Source organism: Caldinitratiruptor microaerophilus (assembly GCF_025999835.1).
In the GTDB taxonomy this organism is placed as follows: domain Bacteria; phylum Bacillota; class Sulfobacillia; order Symbiobacteriales; family ZC4RG38; genus Caldinitratiruptor; species Caldinitratiruptor microaerophilus.
Genome location: NZ_AP025628.1, coordinates 2,352,717 through 2,373,669 on the forward strand (window position 1 = coordinate 2,352,717; position 20,953 = coordinate 2,373,669).

A 20,953-nucleotide genomic window follows, 5' to 3' on the forward strand; every position below is an offset into this window, starting at 1 on the left:
TCGGGGCTGTCCCGCCGCAGCGGCCCGGCCGTCGCGCCCTCGGTCGCCGCAGGGACCGCGGCCGGAGCGGTGGGTCCCGGCACGGCTGACCCGGCGACCACTGCGCGACCGCCGGCAGGGGGAGCGGGCATCCCCACCGCGGCAACCGGCCCCCCTGCGCCGGGTGCCGCGGGCGCAGCCGGCACCGGCCAGGGCAGGGCCGCGGGCCCCGGCGGTATCCCCCAGAAGGGCGCCCACCACCCTCCCCAGACGGCCGGCGGCCACGCCGGGACCGGTGACCCCCAACAGGACCCAGGCGCAGGAAGGGAAAGCCCCCAGGCGCCAGGCCCCGGTGGCGACCACGGCGGCACCCAGGCGCAGGCCCTTCCCCCCGTTCCCACGTGCTGTGCCAGAGTGGCCAGAAGGCCGCGGGTCGCCAGGTCTCGCACGAGTTCGACGAGGGCGAGCGTCTCCTCGCTCACCGGCTCGGGGCGCCTGCGGCCGCCCACCGGCTCCGTCAGCCCCGCGGCGAGCGGCGAGAGGCCATTGTGCACGGGCCCACCCCCTCGCTCAGGGATATGGGCCCGTGCGGCCGGACTATGCCGGTGATGGGAGGCGCCGGCGACTAGGCCTCGGTCACCCGGGGCAGGGACGACCCGCCGCCCCGGAACGCGAACCGGAGGAGAATCGGCGTGATGAGGGTGGTCACGAGGGTCATGACCACCATGACGGAGTAGATCGGCTGGCTGATGACCCCGGACTCCAGCCCGATTCCGGCCACGATCAGGGCCACCTCGCCGCGGCTCACCATGCCGATGCCCACCCGCATCGACTCGCTCCAGTCGAATCCGAACGGCCGGACCCCGGCACCGGCGCCGATGATCTTGGTCAGGATCGACGCCAGCACGATCCAGGTCATGAAGCCGACGCCGCTCTGGGCGATCGCCTGGGGGAGATTGGCCTCTAACCCGATGCTCACGAAGAAGATGGGGACGAAGAAGCCGTAGGCGAGCACCGACAGCTTCTCCTCGACCTCATGCTTGAGGTCGTGGTCCAGTGTCATCATCACGCCCAGGGTGTACGAGCCGGTGATGGCCGCCACCTGGCCGAACTCCTCCGCCGCCACGGCGAAGAGCAGTCCCAGGACGATGGCGAGCGCGAACCGGGGCTCCGTACCGGGCCAGTTCCGCGCCCACCGCAGGAGGGGAGGCACGATCCACTTCCCGACGGCGATCGCTCCGGCGAAGAAGAGGACCATCAGGAGCAGGATGAGCCAGATGGGCTTGCCGGCCTCGCCCCCCGCTGCAGCACCGTGGAGGGCCACCACCAGGGACAGGACGATGATCCCCATGACGTCGTCGATCACCGCCGCCCCCAGGATGGTCGTTCCCTCCCTGGAGCGGAGCTGGCCCAGTTCGAGCAGGGTCTGGGCCGAGATGCTGACGGAGGTGGCGGTGAGAATCGTACCGATGAAGACGCTCTCGTATCCCGGGTACCCGTACGCCAGGGAGATGCCCGTCCCGGCCAGGAGCGGTAGCAGCACCCCGCCCGTGGCGCCCACGAGGGCCGCGGCGCCGACCTTCCGCATCTCGCCCAGGTCGGTCTCGAGACCGGCCAGGAACATGAGGAAGATGACGCCCAGCTCGGCCAGGTCCTTGACCAGCCGGTGCAGGTACTCGCCCTCGGTGAAGATGGGCCACTCGAGCAGGTTGAAGAGCGTCGGGCCCATGAGCAGTCCGATGAGCAGCTCCCCGAAAACGGCAGGCTGCCCAAGGCGCTTGGACAGCGCCCCGGCAGCCTTCGCGACCGTGATGATGACGGCCAGGACAACGGCGACCTGGAGAAAGGGCTTCATTCAGTCGGAGCCCCGCGCCGCGGCGAGGCCTGCACCTCCCCGTCGTGGTGCTGGGTGCCTGAAAGGAACCGAGCACCAGTATACCACGAGGAACCGAAGCCGTCCCAGGCCAGCAGGAACGGTCAGCAGGAACGGATCACGGGAAGAAAAGCGCCACCGTGCTGCGGGCGTAGTCGATGAACGGCGCCGAGGACAGGCCGACGAGGAGCACCCCGAGCACAGACAGGGCGATGACCGCGGCGGGGCCGGCGCCGGCATGCAGCGCGGGCTTCTCGGTCGGGCTCAGGAACATGTTCCGCACCACGCCGTAGTAGTAGCCGATCGACACGGCGCTGTTCACCGCCATGATGACGGCGAGCCACAGGTACCCGGCGTCGACGGCGGCGGTGAACAGGAAGAACTTCCCGAAGAAGCCCACCGTGGGCGGCACGCCGATGAGGGACACCAGCAGGAACACCATCGACCAGGCGTAGATGGGCGCCCGCTGGCCAAGGCCCTTGAAGTCCTCCAGGTCGGTCCCGGTGCCGGCGTTCTCCATGGCGACCATCACCGCCCACACGCCGAGGTTCGTGAGGGCGTACCCGAGCACGTAGAACAGGACTGCGCCCGTACCCGCCTCGGGCACGTGAGCCGCCGCGACGACGCCCGTCAGGATGTACCCGGCGTGGGAGATGGACGAGTACGCCATCATCCGCTTGAAGTTCGTCTGCCACAGGGCGGTGAGGTTCCCGATGAACATCGACGCCGCCGCCAGGATCGCCCAGAGCATGCTCCACTCCGGAGCGAGCGCCCGGTCGCCGAGGCCGACCAGGAACACCCGCAGGATGGCCGCAAATGCGGCCGCCTTCGGGCCGATCGAGAAGAAGCCCGTGACCGGCGTGGGAGCGCCTTCGTAGGCGTCAGGGGCCCACAGGTGGAACGGGGCGGCGGCCACCTTGAAGCCGAACCCGGCCACCACGAAGACCAGCGCCGCGATGCTGAGCCCGCGGCTCGTGCCGCCGAGCGCGGCCGCCATGTCGGGCAGGTAGGTGGTGCCGGTCAGGCCGTACAGCAGCGAGATGCCGTACAGGAGCACCGCCGAGGCCAGGGCCCCGTTCAGGAAGTACTTCAGGGCCGCCTCGTGGCTGCGGGTGTCGCGGCGCAGGAGTCCGGCCAGGATGTACGAGGCCTGGCTGGCGAGCTCGAGCCCCAGGTAGATGAGCACGATGTCACGGGAGCCGGCCATGAAGACCATGCCCAGGGTGGCGAACAGGACCAGCTCGTAGAACTCCACCTGCACCTTGGGCATGCGGGCCGCGACCCAGTCCATGGAAAGCAGGATGATCATCCCGGCCACGAGGAGGAAGACGGCCTTCATGAAGTAGGTGAAGGTGTCTGCCGCCACCATGCGGCCGAAGTAGTCCCCCGGCTCGACGACCCCGGGCCGGCTGGTGAACCACAGGGTCGCCATGGCCAGGGCCACGCCCAGGAGGCTCACCCACCCCAGGCCCTGCTTCTCCCGGGCGTACAGGTCCCAGACCAGGACGACCAGGGTGAAGGCGAGGAGGACGAGCTCGGGCAGGACCACGAGAAAGTTGGCGTTCACCGAGCTCAGGTCGATCGGCATCCGTCACGCGCCTCCCAGGAGCCGCACCAGCGACTGGATCACGGGGTCCAGCACCCGGAAGATCGGGGTCGGGTACACGCCGAGCAGGACGATCAGCACGGCCAGCGGGGCGAACACGATCCGCTCCTTGAGGGTGATGTCGGGCAGCGACTCGTACTTCTTCTCGCCCATGAGCACCTGGCGCATCATGATGAGGTGGAACGCGGCGATGATCACCATGCCCGCGCCGGCCGCCAGCACCCACAGACCGAAGGTCTTGAACGAGCCGGTGAGCGTGTAGAACTCAGCGATGAACCCGGCCAGGCCCGGCAGGCCGAGGTTGGCGAAGGCGGTGAACGCAGCGACGAAGGACACCGCCGGCACCGTCAGGTACATGCCGCTCAGGCGGGCCAGCTCACGCGTGTGGGTCCGCTCGTAGTACATGCCGACGACGAAGAAGAAGAGGGGCGAGATGAGGCCGTGGGCGATGGTCTCGTAGTACCCGCCCGCCAGGGCCTCCGGCGTCCCGGCGGCCAGGCCGAGGATGAAGAAGCCCATGTGCGCCACGGAGCTGTAGGCAACCATCTTCTTGAAGTCCTTCTGGGCCATGGCCGCCAGCGCCCCGTACACGATGCCGACGATCCCGATCACGGCCAGGAGCGTGGTGTAGCGCACCGCCACCTGCGGCAGGAACGGGTGGCTGATCCGGACCATCGCGTACGTGCCCATCTTCAGGAGGATGCCGGCAAGCAGCATGGAGATCGGGGTCGGCGCCTCGACGTGGGCGTCCGGAAGCCACGTGTGGAACGGGAACGCGGGCACCTTCACCATGAACCCGACCAGGAGGGCGAAGAAGGCGAACACCGTCAGGCCGCTCACCGGCAGGTTCCGGGTCTGCTCGGCGAGCCGGAGCAGGTCGAAGGTCTTCTCGGGCACGTTCAGGTAGAGGGCGATCGTGCCCACCAGCATGATGACCGAAGCGATGAACGTGTAGAGGAAGAACTTGATCGCCGCGTACTCCCGCCGCGGGCCGCCCCAGATGCCGATGAGGAAGTACATCGGCAGGAGGACGACCTCCCAGAACACGTAGAACAGGACGAAGTCCAGGGCGGCGAAGACGCCGTTCACGCCGGTCTCGAGGATCAGCAGCAGGACGAAGTAGTCCTTCACGCGGTGCTCGATGTACCCGAAGCTGGCGATCACCGCCAGGGGGAAGAGCAGCGCGGACAGCACGAGCATCGTCAGGCCCCAGCCGTCGACGCCCAGATGGTACTGGATGCCGAGGCTCGGGATCCACCGGTAGATCTCCTCGAACTGGATCGCGTCGGTGCCGAGCTGGAACCGGGGGATCAGGCTGATCGCCAGCGCCAGCGGCACCAGCGTCCCGACCAGGGCGATCCCCTTGATGGCCTTGTCCTGTTCACGCGGCACCAAGAGGGTCACGAGCGCCGCCAGGAGCGGGAAGAAGACGATGATGGTGAGCGCACCCATGGCCGTCCGTTAGCCTCCTACACCCGAGAATGTCCACCAGGCAGCGATGGCACCGATGATCACCACGAGGGCGAAGGTCGTCATGTAGGCCTGGACCTGGCCGGTGGCCAGACGCCGGAACTGCCGGCCCGCGAGCATGGCGGCGTACCCGGCACCGTTCACCAGGCCGTCGACGAACACCCGGTCGAACCAGCCGCCCACATCCGACAGGGCCACGCCGACGTCGCCGACCAGGTTGACGATGCCGTCCACGACCACCCGGTCGAACCAGCCGACCAGCCGGCCCAGGGCCAGCGTGCCCCGGACGGCCGTGGCGTGGTAGAGCTCGTCGACGTAGTACTTGTTCTTCAGAACGGCGTACAGCGGGCGGAGCGCCGCGATCGCCCGCCGCCGGAACTCTGCCGAAGCCAGCTTGTACACCGCGATCCCGGTGGCGATGCCGAGCAGGCCGAGCGTGGTCGCCATGGCGGTCACGAGTTCGGCGCCCTCGTGCGGCAGTTCCTGAGCCGGATGCTCGGTGAAGTGCTCCCAGAAGAGGAAGACTTCGTTGCCCGTCCACTTGTAGACGATCGCCGCCCACGCGTAGCCCGCCAGCAGGGCGAACACCGCCAGCACCACGAGCGGTACCGTGATGAGCGGCGGCGACTCGTGGGCGTGCTCGTACGCGTGGTGGTCACGCGGCTCGCCGAAGAAGGTGAGGTACGTGGCCCGGGTCATGTAGTAGGCGGTGAGGAACGCCGTCCCCATGCCGAACACGAACGGCAGCCACTTGACCCACTCCGGCCAGGCCAGGTCGGCCGCCCCCATGTGCGGCCAGTTGTAGGCCGCCAGCAGGAGCTCGTCCTTGGAGAAGAAGCCGCTGAAGCCCGGGAACCCGGCCAGGGCCAGGTAGCCCACCATCCACGTGAGGTACGTGACGGGCATCTTCCGGCGCAGGCCGCCCATCTGGTGCATCTCCTGCGTGTGGACGGCGTGGATCACGCTGCCGGAAGCCAGGAACAGCAAGGCCTTGAAGAAGGCGTGGGTCATGAGGTGGAAGGTGCCGGCGCTGAAGCTCCCGACGCCCAGGGCCATGATCATGTACCCGAGCTGGGAGACCGTCGAGTACGCGAGCACCTGCTTGATGTCCGTGCGCAGCGTGGCGATGGACGCCGCGAAGATCGACGTGAAGGCGCCGACCAGGGCGATCACCGCCATCACGCCGGGGCCGGCGGCGGCGAAGATCGTGAAGCCCCGGGCCACCAGGTACACGCCGACGGCCACCATCGTGGCGGCGTGGATGAGGGCGGAGCCCGGCGTCGGGCCGGCCATGGCGTCCGGAAGCCACACGTGGAGCGGGAACTGGGCGCTCTTGCCGATCGGCCCGCCGAACAGGAGCAGCGCCGAGGCCGCCACCCACCACGGCTGTTCCCGCACCAACTCGGGCAGCTTCTCCGCCAGCTCGCCGAAGTCCAGGGTGCCCGAGAGCATGTAGAGGCCGAAGATGCCCAACAGCATGAACGTGTCGCCCACGCGGGTGGTCATGAACGCCTTCATGCTCGCCGCCTGAGGCACCTCGTTCTCGAACCAGTGCCCGATCAGGAGGTACGAGCAGAGGCCCATGATCTCCCAGCCGATCAGCAGGAACAACAGGTTGTCCGCCATCACGGCCAGGAGCATGCCGGTCGTGAAGAGGTTGACGGCGGCGAAGTACTTGGTGAACCGCTTGTCGCCGTGCATGTAGCTGATGGAGTAAACCTGCACGGCCAGGCTCACCAGCGTCACCATGAAGAGCGTGGCGGCCGACAGGTTGTCCACCATCAGCCCGAGGTTCAGGGAGTGACCGCCCAGCGGCCCCCCGACCGGAAGGCGCCACTGCCGCAGCGGCTCGAGCGCGTGCCCCTCCGCAGCAGCGCCGTAGATCGCTGCCTCGTGTCCGCCGTGCGTGATGGCGTAGCCGAACACGCCCACCGAGAGCAGGAACGAGACCGCCATGACGGCGGACCCGAAGTACCCGGCCCCGGGCTCCCGCAGCTGCCTGGCGAAGGCCGCGATGATCAGGCTGCCCAGCAGAGGGAGCAGCGGGATGAGCCAGGCGTAGTCGATGGCGAACTCCACGTCGTGCTCCCCCCTAACCCTTCAGCAGGTCGACCTTGTCGACGTCGACCGTGCCGCGGCTCCGCACGAGTTGCAGGATGATGGCCAGGCCGATGGACGCCTCGGCGGCGGCGACTGTCATGACGAACAGGGTCAGGATGGGCCCGGCCGGCTGGTCCGGATAGTAGTACCGCGTGAACGTCACCAGGTTGAGGTTCACACCGTTCAGCATGATCTCGATGAACATCAGGATCCGGACGGCGTTGGTCCGGGTGAGCGCCCCCCACAGCCCGAGGCCGAAGAGGAAGGCGCCAAGACCCAGCGGCAGGTAGATGGGCAGGGCCATCACTCCGCCTCCTTTGCCGTGAGGATGATCGCCCCGATCATCGCCAGCAGGAGGAGCACGGACGCCAGCTCGAACGGGACGGTGAACCGGGTGAAGAGCTCCGCCCCGATCTGCCGGACCGTGAGCGGCACCGTGCCGGCCTGCGCGCCGGGCAGCCTGGCCCCGTAGTAGAGGTAGAGCATGAACGAGGCGAAGAGGAGCCCGACCACCAGGGCCAGGAGCGCGGAGCGCCGCCACCAGGACGCGCCGGCGCCCACGACCTTGACCTCCCGGATCTCCGAGAGCATGATGGCGAAGATCACCATCGTGGTGATGGCCCCGGTGTAGATGAGCAGCTGCAGGGCGGCGACGAACTCCTGCTGGAGCATGAGGAAGACGCCCGAGACCGCGGTGAAGGACAGGGCCATCCACAGGGCGGCGTGGGTGATGAGACGCGTGGTGATCATCTTGTAGACCGACACCAGCGTCACCAGCGCCAGCGCGCCGAACGAGGCATACTCCATGACCACGACGCTCACCCCCCGCCTACCGCCAGAGCCAGAAGAGGTACCGGAGCGGGCTCGAGCTCTCCGCCAGCGCCGCCCAGCCGTACTTCATGACCCCGGTCAGGAAGATGTTGAAGAGGGACACGGGCAGGAGGAACTTCCAGCCCAGGTCCATGAGCTGGTCGATGCGCACCCGGGGGAAGGTCCACCGGATCCACATGGCCAGGAAGATGAAGACGTAGGTCTTGAAGATGAACCAGAACAGGCCCCACAGGTACGGCCAGAAGCCCTCCCGCATGAAGCCGAAGAAGCGCTCGCCGATGAAGGGCAGGTCGGCGGGCGTGGGCCCCAGCCAGCCGCCCAGGAAGAGCGTGGCCGCGATCGCCGACCAGCCGATCAGGTGCACGTACTCGGTGAGGAGGAAGCTGGCGAAGCGGAATCCCGAGTACTCGGTGTGGTAGCCGCCCACCAGCTCCGACTCGGCCTCGGTGAGGTCGAAGGGCGCCCGGTTCAGCTCCGCCAGGGAGGCGATCACGTACACCACGAAGCCGATCAGCTGGGGGAAGAGGTACCAGCCGAAGAGACCCCGCTCGGCCTGGGCGGCCACGATGTCGCTCAGCCGCAGGCTTCCGGCCATCATGGCCACCCCGATGACCGACATGACCAGGGTGACCTCGTAGGAGATCATCTGGGCGGCGCCCCGCATCGCGCCCAGGAGCGAGTACTTGTTGTTCGAGCCCCAGCCAGACATGAAGATGCCGATGACCGAGAAGCTGGAGACCGCCGCGATCAGGATGATGCCGATGTCGTAGTCGGCCACGACCATGTTCGGGCCGAAGGGCACCACCAGCCAGATGAGGATCGACGGGATGAAGGCCACGAAGGGGGCCAGCACGAAGACCAGCTTGTCCACGTTGCGGGGCACGAACTCTTCCTTGAGGAGCAGCTTGAAGAGGTCGGCCATCACCTGCAAAAGGCCCCAGGGACCGGCCTGCATGGGCCCGAGGCGGTTCTGCATGAAGGCGGAGAGCTTGCGCTCGAGGTAGAGACAGATGTAGAAGTTCCCGAGGGCCCAGACCAGGACGAGCGAACCGGTGACAATCCCCCGGAACCACGGCTCAGCCCAGAGTTCGGCCATGGTTCAGCGGTCCACCTCCCCCAGCACGATGTCGAGCGACCCGATGATGGCGATCATGTCGGCAACCTTGAAGCCGGGCGCCAGGAGCGGGATGAGCTGGAGGTGGGTGAACGCCGGGGAACGCCACTTGACCTTGTAGGGCTTCTGGGTCCCGTCCGAGACGAGGTGCACGCCCACCTCGCCCCGGGAGCCCTCGACCCGCACGTAGACCTCGCCCGGCGGGGGCTTGGGATAGCGCTGGAGCTTGGGCACCATGACCTCGCCCGGGTTCTCCGCCAGCCACTGGAGGGCCTGCTTGACGATCCGCGAGGACTGGCGCATCTCCTCGACCCGCACCCACCAGCGGTCGAAGCAGTCGCCGTTCTCCTTGCCGACCGGAATGTCGAACTCGAAGCGGTCGTAGATGGAGTAGGGCACGTTCTTGCGCAGGTCCCACTTCACGCCGGAGGCGCGCAGCACCGGGCCTGAAGCGCCGTAGGCGATGGCGTCCTGGCTGGAGAGCGGGGCGACGCCCTGCGTGCGCCACTGGAAGATGCGGTTGCCGGTGAGGAGCACGTCCCACTCGGGGATCACGTAGCTGTCGAGGTAGTTGATGAAGCCCCAGAACGTCTTGTCCGCCTTGTCACGCCCGTCCTGGGGGGTGCCGATGATGCCCTCCGGCAGGTCGTTGCGCACCCCGCCGATGCGGAAGTAGTTGTAGAGCATCCGGCCGCCGGTGATGCGCTCGAAGATGGAGTACATCTTCTCCCGGTCCCGCCAGGCGTAGAGGAACGCGGAGACCGCTCCCAGGTCGAGCGCCATGGAACCCAGGCCCAGCAGGTGGGAGCAGATGCGCTGGAACTCGGCCATGAGCACCCGGATGTACTCCGCGCGCTCCGGCGGCTGGATCCCCAGGAGCTTCTCCACGGCCAGCACGTACGCGTGCTCGTTGGTGATGGCCGAGAGGTAGTCGGTGCGGTCGGTGTAGGGGATGACCTGGGGATACATCTTGTTCTCCGAGAGCTTCTCGAAGCACCGGTGCAGATACCCGATGTCGGGCTGCGCCCAGGTCATGGTCTCCCCGTCGAGCTTGACCAGGATCCGCAGCACCCCGTGGGTGGACGGGTGCTGGGGTCCCATGTTGATCAAGAGCTCTTTCGTTTGCTCCATTGTTGTTACAGGCATTCCGATCACCGCCTTTGTTCATGCCCGCGCCTAGACGCGCTGGCGGACAAGCCGCGGCCGCTGCGGCCGCCGGTCCACGAAGTCCTTCAGCAGCGGGTGACCGCCCTGCCAGTTGTCGGGGAGGAGGATCCGCCGCAGGTCCGGGTGGCCGTCGAAGCGGATGCCGTACATGTCGTACGTCTCCCGCTCGTGCCAGTTGAGGCCCGGGTAGAGGGGCGTGATCGACGGCACGACTGCCCCCTGGCGCGGAAGGCCGTCCACCTTGACCTCCACCACCGGGGAACCGAGGTAGTCGGGGTGCAGCTTGTAGATCTGGGCCACCAGCTCGAGGCGGTCCTGCCAGTCGATGGCCGTGATGCACGACCCGTAGTTGAACCCTCGCTCCCTGAGGAAGCGCACCACGTCCAGGTAGTTCTCCAGCGAGCACTTGACCTCGTACCCGCCCGCCGGAATCGCTGCCACGGTCACGCCGGGGAAGCGCTCCGCCAGGAGATCCAGGTCGGCCTGGACGTTCACCGGCTCCACGAAGGCTCCACCCCCTGACAAACGTCCGCCGCACGCCGGGCCGGTTCCGGACCCGGACGTGCGACCCCACCAGCGACCACGCCTTGCACCCGCGCGGCGCCAGGGCGGCCCGGCAGGACGCGCCGATGGCCCGGCTCCGCGCGGAACCCGGGCTCAATACCAGTGGAGAACCTGCTTCTTGTAGGCGTACAGGAGGCCGATGCCCAGAATGGCCAGGAACACGAACATCTCGATGAGGCCGAAGATCCCCAGGCCCTGGAACACCACGGCCCATGGATACAGGAAGATGGCCTCCATGTCGAAGACGAAGAACGTCAACGCGAAGATGTAATAGCGGATGTTAAAGTTGATGAGGGCATCGTCGAACGGGAGTTCGCCGCACTCGTACGTTTCGAGCTTCTCGCCGTAAGGGTTGTACGGGCCGAGCACGCGGGGAATTCCGATCATCAGACCGAGAAACCCCGCCGCGATCAACGTGAAGATGGGCAAGTACGCGTAGCTGATCGCCATCGAGGTGCCTGTACCCCTTTCACCGGCGTCCCTGCCGCCGTGAGCACCCTGACCCGAAAGGGCCCGGGGCCTGGCATGACACGACTTTCACAGGGCCCCGGGCGCCGCCCCCATTATACTCGAGCCCTGTAGGGGCGTCAACTTGAATCACCGGTTGACATTTCCATGTCTAAACAAAAACGGCAGGGCTCGCGCCCTGCCAGAAGAATCATGCGCCGTTCGCGACGAGTTCCTTGGTGACCAGCCCCCGCTGGCCTTTCTTGAGCATCTCCTGGATCTCCATGAGGGCCTGCAGCAGCGCCTCCGGGCGGGGCGGGCAGCCGGGGACGTACACGTCCACCGGTACCACCTTGTGAACGCCGTCGACGACGTTGTACGTGTCCCAGTACGGACCCCCGTTCGAGGCGCACGCGCCCATGGCGATCACGAACTTGGGCTCCGCCATCTGGTCGTACAGGCGCCGGACCACCACGGCCATCTTCTCGTTCACCGTGCCGGCGACGATCATGAGATCGGCCTGGCGGGGCGAGAAGCGCATGGCCTCCGACCCGAACCGTGCGATGTCGAACTTGGAGGCGGACGCGGCCATCATCTCGATGGCGCAGCAGGCGATGCCGAACCCCAGCGGCCAGACGGACTGCCCCTGGCCCCATTGCAGCACCTTGCGCACGACCGCCGGCAGCTTCCCGACGACCACGTTCTGGTTGACTTCTACGTCCGACTCCACGACGGGCTGGTTCAGCCACTCCAGTTCCCTGGGGTTGTTCTCGAGGGGCACGCCGATGCACCTCCCCCTGGCCCGGGCACCGCTCAGAAATCAACGCCATTATAGCCGTCGCTCATTAAAACGGTCAACGCCTTGCATTGGGCCCGCAAGGCCCGCGGGCCGCTTGCCAGGCGACATGCGCCACGGGAATGCGCGCCATTCCGATTCCTCATCGGTCCCCGGGCAGCGGCGCCTCGGGCCGGTGCCGGTCGACCCAGCCTACGTGGACCCGGCCGCCCAGGATGCGTGGAGCCTGCTCCGCCAGCCAGTCACGGGCCCGCTCCGCCGCCTCTCGCGAGACCGGGGAGAGGCCGTCGACCGGGAAGAACAGCCAGGTGCTGGCCGGCGTCGCCTTGGCCCGCTCTCCCTGGCGCCAGATCCAGCGGCGGGTGCGCACCTCGGCGGCGTCGGCGTACACGATCTCCCCCGGGTCGACGGGCTCGGCCTCCTGCGCCCCCATCGGGGTGAACACGTCCCCCTGCCGGCTGGGGCGGACCTCCAGGTCGCCGCTCATGGCCCCCAGGTCGTGGCAGCCGACCGGCACCACGTGCCGGAGCGCCGCAGCATTCGCCAGGTCCACGGCGGCGTTGATCGAGGGCGGGCTGCCTCCCTTCGCCACCCGGGAGGCCAGGGCTTCGATCGAGTTCGGGAAACGGTTCGGGTTGATGCCCGCCTCCTGCATCGCCCCCCGCCACACAGCGATGCGGGGATGCTCCCGCACCGACGACACCTCCCCCAGCTCGCGGCGCAACACCTCCACCGCCTCCGCCAGGAGTCGCGCGGCATCGGGGCTGGCGCCGTTTCGGGCGCCTACCACCACCACGAACCCCACGTAGAGCCCCGGAAACCGCCGCAAGACGTCCGGGTGCAGCCGGAAGAACACGGCACCGCCTCCTCACGCCCCGAACCGGTTCTCGAGCCACCCGGGGAAGGCGGCCAGCGGGCCGCTGTCGGCAGGCGGCCCCGTGCCCCGCCGGTCGATGAGGAAGTCGGTGGCGATGTAGACGGGCATGCCGAGCCGGGCCGCCACCCCGTCCTCCTCGACGTCGTTGCCGACCATCACGCACTCCTCCGGCCGGAGGCCAAGGCGACCCAGAACCTCCTCGTAGTACTCCAGCCTGGGCTTGCAGGCGTGCATGTTCTCGATGGTCGTCACCACGGCCCAGGGGTAGTCCAGGACACCGGCCCACCGCATGCGCTCCCGGATGGCCTCCGCCGGGAAGAGGGGGTTGGTGGCCAGCACGATGGCGCACCCGCGCCGAGTCGCCGCCTCCACGGCGGCCCGGGACGCCGGCGCACGGTCGAGGTCGGCCGGCCGGAGCCGCGGATACTCCTGACGGTAGAACCGCAGGAAGTGTGGCTCGAGCTCTTCCCTCGGCCGGCCGAGCCGCCGGGAGAAGTGGGCCCAGAACACTTCCTCGTTGGTGAGGGCGGGGTCGGTGTTCCGGATCATCGCCATGGTCGACTCCCAGAGCGCCTCGGTGAACGTCTCCGGGGCCACCAGGTGGGCCGAGAACTCGGCCAGCCGCTTCATGTAGCCCGCGATGAACGCATCCGTGTCGACGGGGAAGAGGGTGCCGTCGAGGTCGAACAGCACGGCCCGGACCACGGGACACACCTCGCTGTCTAGACCAGGCGCATGAACGCCTCCAGGAGGCTTGCGGCCACGGGCCCCGGCCGGCCGGCGCCGACCGGGTTGCCGTCGACGGACACGATCGGCATGACCTCGGCGGTGGTCGAGGTGACGAACAGCTCGCTGGCCCGCCCGAGGTCCGAGACCCGGATGGGCGCCTCCACGACGCGGTACCCCAGGTCGCGGGCAAGCCCGAGCACCACCGCCCGGGTGATCCCGCTCAGGATGTGGGGCCCCTCCGGGTGCGTCACGACGGCGCCGTCCAGAACAGCGAAGAAGTTCGAGCTCGACCCTTCGATGGCCACCCCGTCCCGGACGAGGATGGCCTCGTAGGCACCCGCCCGCACCGCCTTCTCCTTTGCAAGCACGTTGGGCAGCAGGTTCACGCTCTTGATGTCGCACCGCGCCCAGCGGAGGTCGGGATGCGTGATGGCAGCCGCGCCGCGCTCCCGGTACTCCGGCGGCACGCCGGGGAATTCCCGCGCCAGGGCGAGCACCGTGGGCGGCGTTCCGGCTGGGGGGAAGTGGTGGGCGCGGGGGCCGCTGCCCCGGGAGACCTCGATGTAGACCGTGGCGTCCCGGTCGGCCAGGCCGCCGCCCCGGACCAGCCGGTCGACGACGCCTTCCCAGTCCACGTCCGGCAGTTCCAGGAGGATCTCCCGGGCGCTGCGCTGAAGGCGCGCCAGGTGCTCCCGGAGCCGGAAGGGCCGGCCCCGGTAGATCTTGACGACCTCGTAGACACCGTCGCCGAAGAGGAAGCCCCGGTCCTCCACCGGGATGCGCGCCTCTGCGTACGGGACGTACTGTCCGTTCAGGAACACCTCGCCGCTCAAGCCGCCGGCCACCCCCGAGTGAGGGGTGGCCTGCCCTCCCTTCCGTCAGGCGGTCCGTCCTCCACGATACCACACCCGGGCGCCGCGCGGCACGCCGCGGCCGCCGGAAGGGCCCGCCACGGGCCCCCCGCACGCGCCCTCAGACCCGCAGGTCCAGGAGCAGCCCCTTGATCTCCCCGATTCGCTCCAGGAGCTTGAGGCGATCCTGCTCCCGGGCCATGACCTGGTGCGCCAGCTCCTCCAGGGCGGCGTCCACCCGGCGGACCACCGTGACCGTGCGGTGCTGCCACTCGCGGTAGTCCCACTCCACCTCGTTCTGGACGGTCACCGCCGCCTCCTGGGCTGCGGCCAGGAAGGCCCGCACCGCCTCCCGGTACGCCTTCAGGTTGGCGAGGGTGCGCTCCTCGACCAGACGGGCGGCGGCGGCGTCCACTTCGGCCAGCAGGATGTCCAGGTGGGCCCGGGCCCGGTCGCCCCGAGCCGCCCGCAGGTGGGTCGCGAAGGCCGGTCCCTCCGGGGTCCGCCCCGCCCGGGCAGCCTGCGCCCCGCCGGCCGTCACCCCTGCCCGATCCGTCGCTCCCCGCACCCGCGCCATGCCCGCATCCCTCCCCGCCGGGAGCCCCCGGCCGCCCTAGGTCCGCTCCCGTGCGCCGGCGCCCGATCCGCCTGCCACCCTCTCTCCGGCCCAGGCCGCCGGCCCCGTTCCGGCGGCCTGGGCCCGTGCGTGGGCGCACTCCGGCCGGAGCGGGCAGGCCTCGCAGCGCGGCGAACGGGCGTGGCAGACGTTGCGCCCGTGGTAGATGAGCCAGTGATGGGCCGGGATCCACCTGTCCCGGGGGATCCGGGCCGTCAGCTGCCGCTCGACCTCCTCGGGCGTTCGCCCGCGGGCCAGGCCGAGGCGGTTGGCGACCCGGAACACGTGCGTGTCGACGGCCAGCGCCGGGATGCCGAAGGCGTTCGCCAGCACCACGTTCGCGGTCTTCCGCCCCACGCCGGGCAGGCGGACCAGGTCCTCGAAGCGCGCGGGCACCTCGCCGCCGTGGCGCTCGAGGAGGAGCCGGCACGTCTCCCGGATGTTCCGCGCCTTTTCCCGGTAGAGCCCGCAGTCCCGGATGAGGTCCTCGAGCGCCTCCTGGGGCAGCTTCAGGAAATCCTCGGGCCCCCCGAGACGCGGGAACAGCCGCTGCGTGATGATGTTCACCCGCTTGTCCGTGCACTGCGCCGACAGCATCGTCGCGATCAGGAGCTGAAACGGCGTCTCGAAGTGCAGGGCCGTGCGCGGGTTCGGGTACAGTTCGGCCAGGGTGGAAAGGATCCACTCGGTGTCCGGCTGCATCGGTTCGCCCGTCAACGCATCACACCCCGGAGGCCGCCGGGGGCGCCCCCGGCTCGTAAAGCTTGAGCAGGCCGTACATCGTCTCGGTCACCGGAACCGGCACCCCGTGCTGCCGGCCGAGGCGCACCACGGGGCCGTGGATCGCCTCGACCTCCAGCCGCCGCCCGCGCTCGCGGTCTCGCTGCATGGAGGTCTTCATGGTCGGGGGCAGCTCGTTCATGAACTGCGCGGTCCGGTCGGGGTAGTCGTCCGCCAGGCCCACGCCCGCTGCCCGCCCCACCGACCACACCTCACGCAGCATCGCCTGCATGAGGGCCCACGTCTCGGGACAGGCGCGCAGCGGACCGATCGGCAGGCCGGTCACCGTGGTGAACGCGCTCATCGTCGCCAGGAACCCGAGCTTCTCCCACAGCGCCCGGCGGATGTCGTCCACCAGGCGCACCTCCACACCGGCGGCGGCGAAGGCGTCCCGGATCCGGCGGGCACGGGGCGAGTCGGCACCGTCGAGTTCGCCGAGGGTCACCCTGGCGAGCCGGGACGGGTGCACCACGACCCCGGGCTCGGCGATGGCCGCCTCGATCTGGCACGAGCCGCCGAGCACGTGCTCCGGCCCCAGCACCGCCCCGATGCGGTCCGGGTTGTCAACCCCGTTCTGCAGGGTGAGCACCACGGTGTCGGGGCCGACGAGCGGCCGGGCGGCCTGAGCCGCCTGGTCCGTATCCTGGGACTTCACCGTGAACAACACGAGGTCGACCGGCCCCACCTCGGCCGGGTCGTCGGTGGCGGGCAGCTGCGCCGCGATGTCCCCCAGCTCGCTTCGCACCACCAGCCCCCGCTCCCTGAGCGCCCGCAGGTGCTCGCCCCGGGCGATGAGGTGCACTTCGTGACCTGCCTGGGCGAGCCGGCCGCCGAAGTAGCAGCCGATGGCCCCGGCCCCCATCACCGCCACGCGCACGCCGTCATCCGCTCCTTCACGCCGGGCGCCTTCCGTCGCTGGCCCGACCTGTCATCTGAGTTCCCGTCCGGGGGGCGCCGTTCCTGCCGGCGGGTCGTGCCGGGGCGCGGCGCTGCAGGGCGCCCTCCGGGGGTTGCCCGCGCCGGCGCCAGCCGGTAGTCTTGTGAGCGGGTCCTCGCAGGGCCCGTCGCGGAGGTGGCTGCCACATGGGCTATCCCGGACCGACCTCCCGCTCCGCCGAGCTGTACGAGCGGGCGCTGCGGCGCATCGTCGGGGCCGTCAACAGCCCGGCCCGGTCGTACGCAGCCGTGGGGCTGCCCTACCCGGTCTTCATCGCCCGGGGGCAGGGGGCGTACCTGTGGGACGTCGACGGGAACCGGTACATCGACTACCTGGCGGCGTTCGCCCCGGGCATCCTGGGGCACGCGCACCCGGAGATCGTGGAGACCATCGCCCGGGCGGCCGCCGACGGAACGCTCTTCGGCACCCCGACCCCCTACGAGGTGGAACTCGCCGAGCGGCTCCAGGCGGCGATCCCCTCCCTGGAGCGGGTGCGCCTCGTGTCCACGGGCACGGAGGCCGTCATGTCGGCCGTCCGGGTGGCACGGGCCTTCACCGGCCGGCCCAAGGTGGTGAAGTTCGAGGGCTGCTACCACGGCCACTCCGACTTCGCCCTCATCCGGGCCGGGTCCGGCCCCGCGACGCTGGGGCAGCCGGACAGCGCCGGCATCCCGGAGAGCACGGCGGCCGAGGTCATCGTGGTGCCGTACAACGACGCGGCCGCGCTCGAGGCCGCCCTCGAGCGGTGGGGCGACCAGGTGGCGGCCGTGCTGATCGAGCCCATCGTGGGCAACATGGGCATCGTGCTCCCGGAGCCGGGCTACCTCCAGGCGGTGCGTGACCTGACCCACCGCCACGGGGCGCTGCTCATCTTCGACGAGGTGATCACCGCCTTCCGGGTCACCTACGGCGGCGCCCAGAACGTGCTCGGCGTGGAGCCGGACCTGACGACGCTGGGAAAGGCGATCGGGGGCGGGCTGCCCCTCGGCGCGTACGGGGGGCGGGCCGACGTGATGGACCGCGTGGCGCCGCTCGGGCCGGCCTACCAGGCCGGCACCCTCGCCGGCAACCCCCTGAGCGTCCGGGTCGCCCTCAAGGCACTCGACATCCTCGGCCGGCCCGGGGTCTACGAAGAGCTGGACCGCAAGGGGCGCTACCTGGCCGAGGGGGTCCTGGCCGCCGCGCGCCGCCACGGCTTCGCCGCCCAGGTGAACCGGATGGCCTCCGGCTTCACGCTCTTCTTCACCGACCGGCCGGTGCGCGACTACGCGTCGGCCTCCACGGCCAGCAAGGAGCTGTTCGCCCGCTTCTTCCGGGAGATGCTGGGCCGTGGCGTCCTCCTGGCCCCGTCCCGGTTCGAGGCCTGGTTCGTCCAGATCCCCCACTCGCAGGCCGACCTCGACGAGACCCTCGCCGCCGCGGACGCGGCGCTCGCGGCCATGGCCGCAGACGGCCTGGCCGGCTGAGCTAGCGCCGCGACCGGTTCCTGGGGACCACGGTCAGGCCCGTCGTCCGTTCGAACCAGTCCAGGAGCCGCCCGACGAACCACACCACGTCCCCCGGCCGCCTGAGGGCGATTTCCTTGCCGAGTGCCTTGCCGCCGATGGTCAGACTGGCCACCAGCCCCACCGCCACGATGGTGGACAGCTCCTGCCAGGCGCCCGGGCCACGGTCGCCCCCGAGCCACAGCGCGACCTGTACGGCGATGGTCGCTGCCGCGGCCCCGCCGATGGTCCCGGCGATGTCGCCCACGATGTCGTTCGAGAAGTTGGCGACGGCCGCAGCGTTGCGGATGAGCCAGAGCGAGTGCCGGGTGCCCGGCAGCTTCTTGGCCGCCCGCGCGTGAAAAGGCGGCTCCTCCGCCGCCGTGACGGCCGTCCCCAGCATGTCGAACGCCACCCCGACTCCCACGATCAGGAGCAGCAGGGGAAGCGCCAGGGCCACGTGCAGGTCGCTCATCGCCTTCTGGGACAGCCACGAGATCCCTGCGGCCGTGAAGAACACCAGCACGGCCACCCGGAGCCCGCGCGACCAGGGGTCGCTCCGTCTGCCGCCGTTGCCCGAGGCCAACTCACACCACCCACAGCAGCTACGGGGGAGGGCTTTGAGGAACCCTCCCCCGGGGCGGAATCAGGGTGGCAGTCCGACCGGGTAAACTTTGCGGCTTGAGGTCCAGCAGGATTTCCCCGCAGGCCACCCGGCATCGCTGCCCGGGCGGTTTCCCTTTCAGGCCTGCGCCGCCCCGTCGCCGGCGGCGGGGCTGGATTGCCACTGAGACCGCACTGTAATCCCCGGCGGACCTCCGGAGCGGAACAGCCTAGGAGCTTTCCTCGACAGCGATCGCTTCTCCTAGCCTCTTTTGCAGGGCCGGTTTCAGGGTTACTCCAGCCCGGTAGCCGGCCGGCCGAGCCGCCACCGGGCAGGGCCCGGAGGCCCACCACCCATCCGCCCGTCCCCGCTCAAGGCAGGCTACACTGCACACAGCGCCACGCCATGCCGGGCACCGCATGCAGGTGTTCACTCCGCCGTAGCCTCGCTGCGCTCTCGGTGCAGCCGCCACGCACGGAGGCCTCCGCAGGGGCAGGGTCTACGCCCGCATGCCGTTGCGGATCGCCCTACCCCCTAAGTCCCCCAGCACCAACCCCCGATTGGGCATCGGCAGCCAGCACCAGGGGCTTCATCGACTGTGCCCTTGACGGATTTTTAGGCCCGTCTTCAGAGAAGCGGTTGCTGACTAGGATACTGCGCCACCCCAAATCCCCTGCGCGACGTCCCCGTCACGCAAGTCGGAACGCTGTATCGCGCATCCGGGGCGTAGTTTAACACATGCTCACAGTTCCGGCAAAAGCCGCACCCGCCGGGCTATCTCCTTGCCGGCGCCGCCCGATCGGGAGAAGCCCTCCAGGTTGGCGGCACGCATCGAAGCAAGCCCACGCAGGCCCGCTCTCCCCTACACGCCCGGCGGCTGGGCCAGCCCCCGCGCGACCAGCCAGCGCCAGAGCGTCTCCATGACCTCCTCGTATCCGGGGTCGTTGAACACCTCGTGGTAACGGTCCTCGTAAAGGTGCCACTCCTTCGGCCCCCGGGCCGCCTCGTACACGGCCCGGGTCGCCTCAGGCCACACGAGGGTGTCGCTGCCGGCCACCAGGAAGAGCACGGGCACCTCCAGGGCTCCGGCCCGCTCCATCACCCGGGCCTGCTCCTGCTCACAGGATACGAACCAGCGCGCGGTGACCGACCGGGCCACGAGGGGGTCTTCCCGGTACTGCCGGACCACCTCCGTGTCCCGGGAGATCCCTGCACCCTGGTCGGCGATCGGAAACCGGAACCGGGGCCACACCCCGCTCAGCACCCGGGCGACGGCCCGGCGGAAGGTGGAGATGGGCACGCGGGTCCTCAGCCACGGCGAGGACAGGACCAGGCCGGCAAGCCGCTGCGGCCGCGCCAGCGCGTAGCTGAGCGCGATCAGCCCGCCCATGCTGTGGCCCAGGAGGACGGGCGTCTGCCCAGCGTCGGCCTGGACCCGGTCGAGGAACCGGTCCAGGTCCTCGAGGTAGTCGTCGAAGCGGTCCACGTGCACCCGCGGGCCGTCGGACCGGCCGTGTCCCCGGTGGTCGAACGCCCAGACCGGCACGCCGCGACCGGCCAGGAAACTGCCCAGCCGCTCGTACCGGCCGGAGTGCTCCGCCAGACCGTGGGCGATGACGACAGGGGCCCCGCCGCCCTCCGGCTCGGGGCGCCAGCGGCGGAAGAAGAGCCGGATACCCCCCCGGCCCCCGAAAGACCCCTCATCCATCCGGGCAACCGGCACGGGTGATCCCCCCACCCACGCCTCCGTACGGCAATCTACGGCAGTCGCCGGCGGTTCTCCTGCGGGTCCCGGGACCGCTCCGCGTGACGAAGCGGGCCCCCCTGCGCCTGCAGGGGGGCCCGCTGGCCTGGCCCGATCAGAAGCGCCCGCCCCGACGGGGCTGAGCCTCGTTCACGGTAATGGGACGGCCGCCCAGGAGGGTGCCGTTCAGGGCCTGGATCGCGTTCTCCGCGTCGGCCTCGGCGACCTCCACGAAGCCGAAGCCGCGGGAGCGGCCGGTCTCCCGGTCGGTGATGATCCGGGCGGAGATCACCTGGGCATACTGGGAGAAGGCAGCCACCAAGTCGTCCTCGGTCGTGGCCCAGGGCAGGTTGCCGACATACAGGGTCTTGGTCATCGCGGGTC

The 20,953-nt window shown here is 69.6% G+C and carries 21 protein-coding genes; 1 reads left to right on the top strand and 20 read right to left on the bottom strand.

The features are described 5' to 3' along the window. Positions 1-604: 604 nt before the first annotated feature. The 17 genes from caldi_RS11415 to caldi_RS11495 form a co-directional block, all read right to left on the bottom strand. Positions 605-1,834: a cation:proton antiporter gene (locus caldi_RS11415; protein WP_264841888.1), complete on the bottom strand. Its 1,230-nt coding sequence runs from the start codon at positions 1,832-1,834 to the stop codon at positions 605-607. A 136-nt stretch (positions 1,835-1,970) separates the two neighbouring features. Continuing rightward, entirely contained in the window at positions 1,971-3,440 is a 1,470-nt protein-coding gene (locus caldi_RS11420) for an NADH-quinone oxidoreductase subunit N (protein ID WP_264841889.1), read from the bottom strand. 3 nt (positions 3,441-3,443) lie between these two features. Then, the gene (locus caldi_RS11425) at positions 3,444-4,910 is read right to left on the bottom strand and encodes a complex I subunit 4 family protein (RefSeq protein ID WP_264841890.1); all 1,467 of its coding nucleotides are present in this window, start codon (positions 4,908-4,910) and stop codon (positions 3,444-3,446) included. A 9-nt stretch (positions 4,911-4,919) separates the two neighbouring features. Continuing rightward, a complete protein-coding gene (gene nuoL / locus caldi_RS11430) occupies positions 4,920-7,007 on the bottom strand; it encodes an NADH-quinone oxidoreductase subunit L (protein WP_264841891.1) in 2,088 nt (695 codons plus the stop codon). A gap of 13 nt (positions 7,008-7,020) precedes the next feature. Beyond that, positions 7,021-7,332 (bottom strand): NADH-quinone oxidoreductase subunit NuoK, encoded by a 312-nt coding sequence (gene nuoK / locus caldi_RS11435; protein ID WP_264841892.1) that lies wholly within the window; start codon positions 7,330-7,332, stop codon positions 7,021-7,023. After that, positions 7,332-7,835 carry an NADH-quinone oxidoreductase subunit J gene (locus caldi_RS11440; RefSeq protein WP_264844787.1) on the bottom strand — a complete coding sequence of 168 codons (504 nt, stop codon included), beginning with the start codon at positions 7,833-7,835 and terminating at the stop codon, positions 7,332-7,334. Before caldi_RS11440 ends, nuoK begins: the two co-directional genes overlap by 1 nt. 22 nt (positions 7,836-7,857) lie before the next feature. After that, positions 7,858-8,955, bottom strand: coding sequence for an NADH-quinone oxidoreductase subunit NuoH (nuoH, locus tag caldi_RS11445; RefSeq protein ID WP_264841893.1), 1,098 nt, complete (start codon positions 8,953-8,955; stop codon positions 7,858-7,860). A 3-nt stretch (positions 8,956-8,958) separates the two neighbouring features. After that, on the bottom strand, positions 8,959-10,104 hold the full coding sequence (locus caldi_RS11450; RefSeq protein WP_264841894.1) for an NADH-quinone oxidoreductase subunit D: 1,146 nt from the start codon (positions 10,102-10,104) through the stop codon (positions 8,959-8,961). Between the two features lie 45 nt (positions 10,105-10,149). Further along, on the bottom strand, positions 10,150-10,644 hold the full coding sequence (locus tag caldi_RS11455) for an NADH-quinone oxidoreductase subunit C (protein ID WP_264841895.1): 495 nt from the start codon (positions 10,642-10,644) through the stop codon (positions 10,150-10,152). 153 nt (positions 10,645-10,797) lie between these two features. Further along, the gene (locus caldi_RS11460) at positions 10,798-11,154 is read right to left on the bottom strand and encodes an NADH-quinone oxidoreductase subunit A (RefSeq protein WP_264841896.1); all 357 of its coding nucleotides are present in this window, start codon (positions 11,152-11,154) and stop codon (positions 10,798-10,800) included. 208 nt (positions 11,155-11,362) lie between these two features. Continuing rightward, entirely contained in the window at positions 11,363-11,905 is a 543-nt protein-coding gene (locus tag caldi_RS11465) for an NADH-quinone oxidoreductase subunit B (protein ID WP_406568127.1), read from the bottom strand. A 184-nt stretch (positions 11,906-12,089) separates the two neighbouring features. Beyond that, positions 12,090-12,803, bottom strand: a complete 714-nt coding sequence (locus caldi_RS11470) for a B3/B4 domain-containing protein (protein WP_264841897.1) — start codon at positions 12,801-12,803, stop codon at positions 12,090-12,092. A 12-nt stretch (positions 12,804-12,815) separates the two neighbouring features. After that, positions 12,816-13,529: an HAD family hydrolase gene (locus tag caldi_RS11475; protein ID WP_264841898.1), complete on the bottom strand. Its 714-nt coding sequence runs from the start codon at positions 13,527-13,529 to the stop codon at positions 12,816-12,818. A gap of 17 nt (positions 13,530-13,546) precedes the next feature. Then, positions 13,547-14,386: a D-amino-acid transaminase gene (gene dat, locus caldi_RS11480; protein ID WP_264841899.1), complete on the bottom strand. Its 840-nt coding sequence runs from the start codon at positions 14,384-14,386 to the stop codon at positions 13,547-13,549. Between the two features lie 139 nt (positions 14,387-14,525). Continuing rightward, positions 14,526-14,981 (bottom strand): YaaR family protein, encoded by a 456-nt coding sequence (locus caldi_RS11485; RefSeq protein ID WP_264841900.1) that lies wholly within the window; start codon positions 14,979-14,981, stop codon positions 14,526-14,528. A gap of 36 nt (positions 14,982-15,017) precedes the next feature. After that, positions 15,018-15,722, bottom strand: coding sequence for an endonuclease III (gene nth / locus caldi_RS11490; protein ID WP_264844789.1), 705 nt, complete (start codon positions 15,720-15,722; stop codon positions 15,018-15,020). Between the two features lie 19 nt (positions 15,723-15,741). Then, positions 15,742-16,677 (bottom strand): 2-dehydropantoate 2-reductase, encoded by a 936-nt coding sequence (locus tag caldi_RS11495; protein ID WP_264841901.1) that lies wholly within the window; start codon positions 16,675-16,677, stop codon positions 15,742-15,744. 206 nt (positions 16,678-16,883) lie between these two features. Here caldi_RS11495 and caldi_RS11500 point away from each other — a divergent pair, with 206 nt between their 5' ends. Next, a complete protein-coding gene (locus tag caldi_RS11500) occupies positions 16,884-18,203 on the top strand; it encodes a glutamate-1-semialdehyde 2,1-aminomutase (protein WP_264841902.1) in 1,320 nt (439 codons plus the stop codon). A 1-nt stretch (position 18,204) separates the two neighbouring features. Here caldi_RS11500 and caldi_RS11505 read toward each other — a convergent pair whose 3' ends face one another. The 3 genes from caldi_RS11505 to caldi_RS11515 form a co-directional block, all read right to left on the bottom strand. Further along, the gene (locus caldi_RS11505) at positions 18,205-18,807 is read right to left on the bottom strand and encodes a hypothetical protein (protein ID WP_264841903.1); all 603 of its coding nucleotides are present in this window, start codon (positions 18,805-18,807) and stop codon (positions 18,205-18,207) included. An 880-nt stretch (positions 18,808-19,687) separates the two neighbouring features. Beyond that, a complete protein-coding gene (locus caldi_RS11510; RefSeq protein ID WP_264841904.1) occupies positions 19,688-20,548 on the bottom strand; it encodes an alpha/beta hydrolase in 861 nt (286 codons plus the stop codon). Between the two features lie 136 nt (positions 20,549-20,684). After that, positions 20,685-20,945, bottom strand: a complete 261-nt coding sequence (locus caldi_RS11515) for an RNA recognition motif domain-containing protein (protein WP_264841905.1) — start codon at positions 20,943-20,945, stop codon at positions 20,685-20,687. Positions 20,946-20,953: the final 8 nt, after the last annotated feature.

Coding starts and splice junctions, on each gene's coding strand:
- caldi_RS11415 (WP_264841888.1), bottom strand. CDS start 1,834: ATGAAGCCCTTTCTCCAGGTCGCCGTTGTCCTGGCCGTCATCATCACG.
- caldi_RS11420 (WP_264841889.1), bottom strand. CDS start 3,440: ATGCCGATCGACCTGAGCTCGGTGAACGCCAACTTTCTCGTGGTCCTG.
- caldi_RS11425 (WP_264841890.1), bottom strand. CDS start 4,910: ATGGGTGCGCTCACCATCATCGTCTTCTTCCCGCTCCTGGCGGCGCTC.
- nuoK (WP_264841892.1), bottom strand. CDS start 7,332: ATGGCCCTGCCCATCTACCTGCCGCTGGGTCTTGGCGCCTTCCTCTTC.
- caldi_RS11440 (WP_264844787.1), bottom strand. CDS start 7,835: ATGGAGTATGCCTCGTTCGGCGCGCTGGCGCTGGTGACGCTGGTGTCG.
- nuoH (WP_264841893.1), bottom strand. CDS start 8,955: ATGGCCGAACTCTGGGCTGAGCCGTGGTTCCGGGGGATTGTCACCGGT.
- caldi_RS11450 (WP_264841894.1), bottom strand. CDS start 10,104: ATGGAGCAAACGAAAGAGCTCTTGATCAACATGGGACCCCAGCACCCG.
- caldi_RS11460 (WP_264841896.1), bottom strand. CDS start 11,154: ATGGCGATCAGCTACGCGTACTTGCCCATCTTCACGTTGATCGCGGCG.
- caldi_RS11485 (WP_264841900.1), bottom strand. CDS start 14,981: ATGGCGCGGGTGCGGGGAGCGACGGATCGGGCAGGGGTGACGGCCGGC.
- nth (WP_264844789.1), bottom strand. CDS start 15,722: ATGCAGCCGGACACCGAGTGGATCCTTTCCACCCTGGCCGAACTGTAC.
- caldi_RS11500 (WP_264841902.1), top strand. CDS start 16,884: ATGGGCTATCCCGGACCGACCTCCCGCTCCGCCGAGCTGTACGAGCGG.
- caldi_RS11515 (WP_264841905.1), bottom strand. CDS start 20,945: ATGACCAAGACCCTGTATGTCGGCAACCTGCCCTGGGCCACGACCGAG.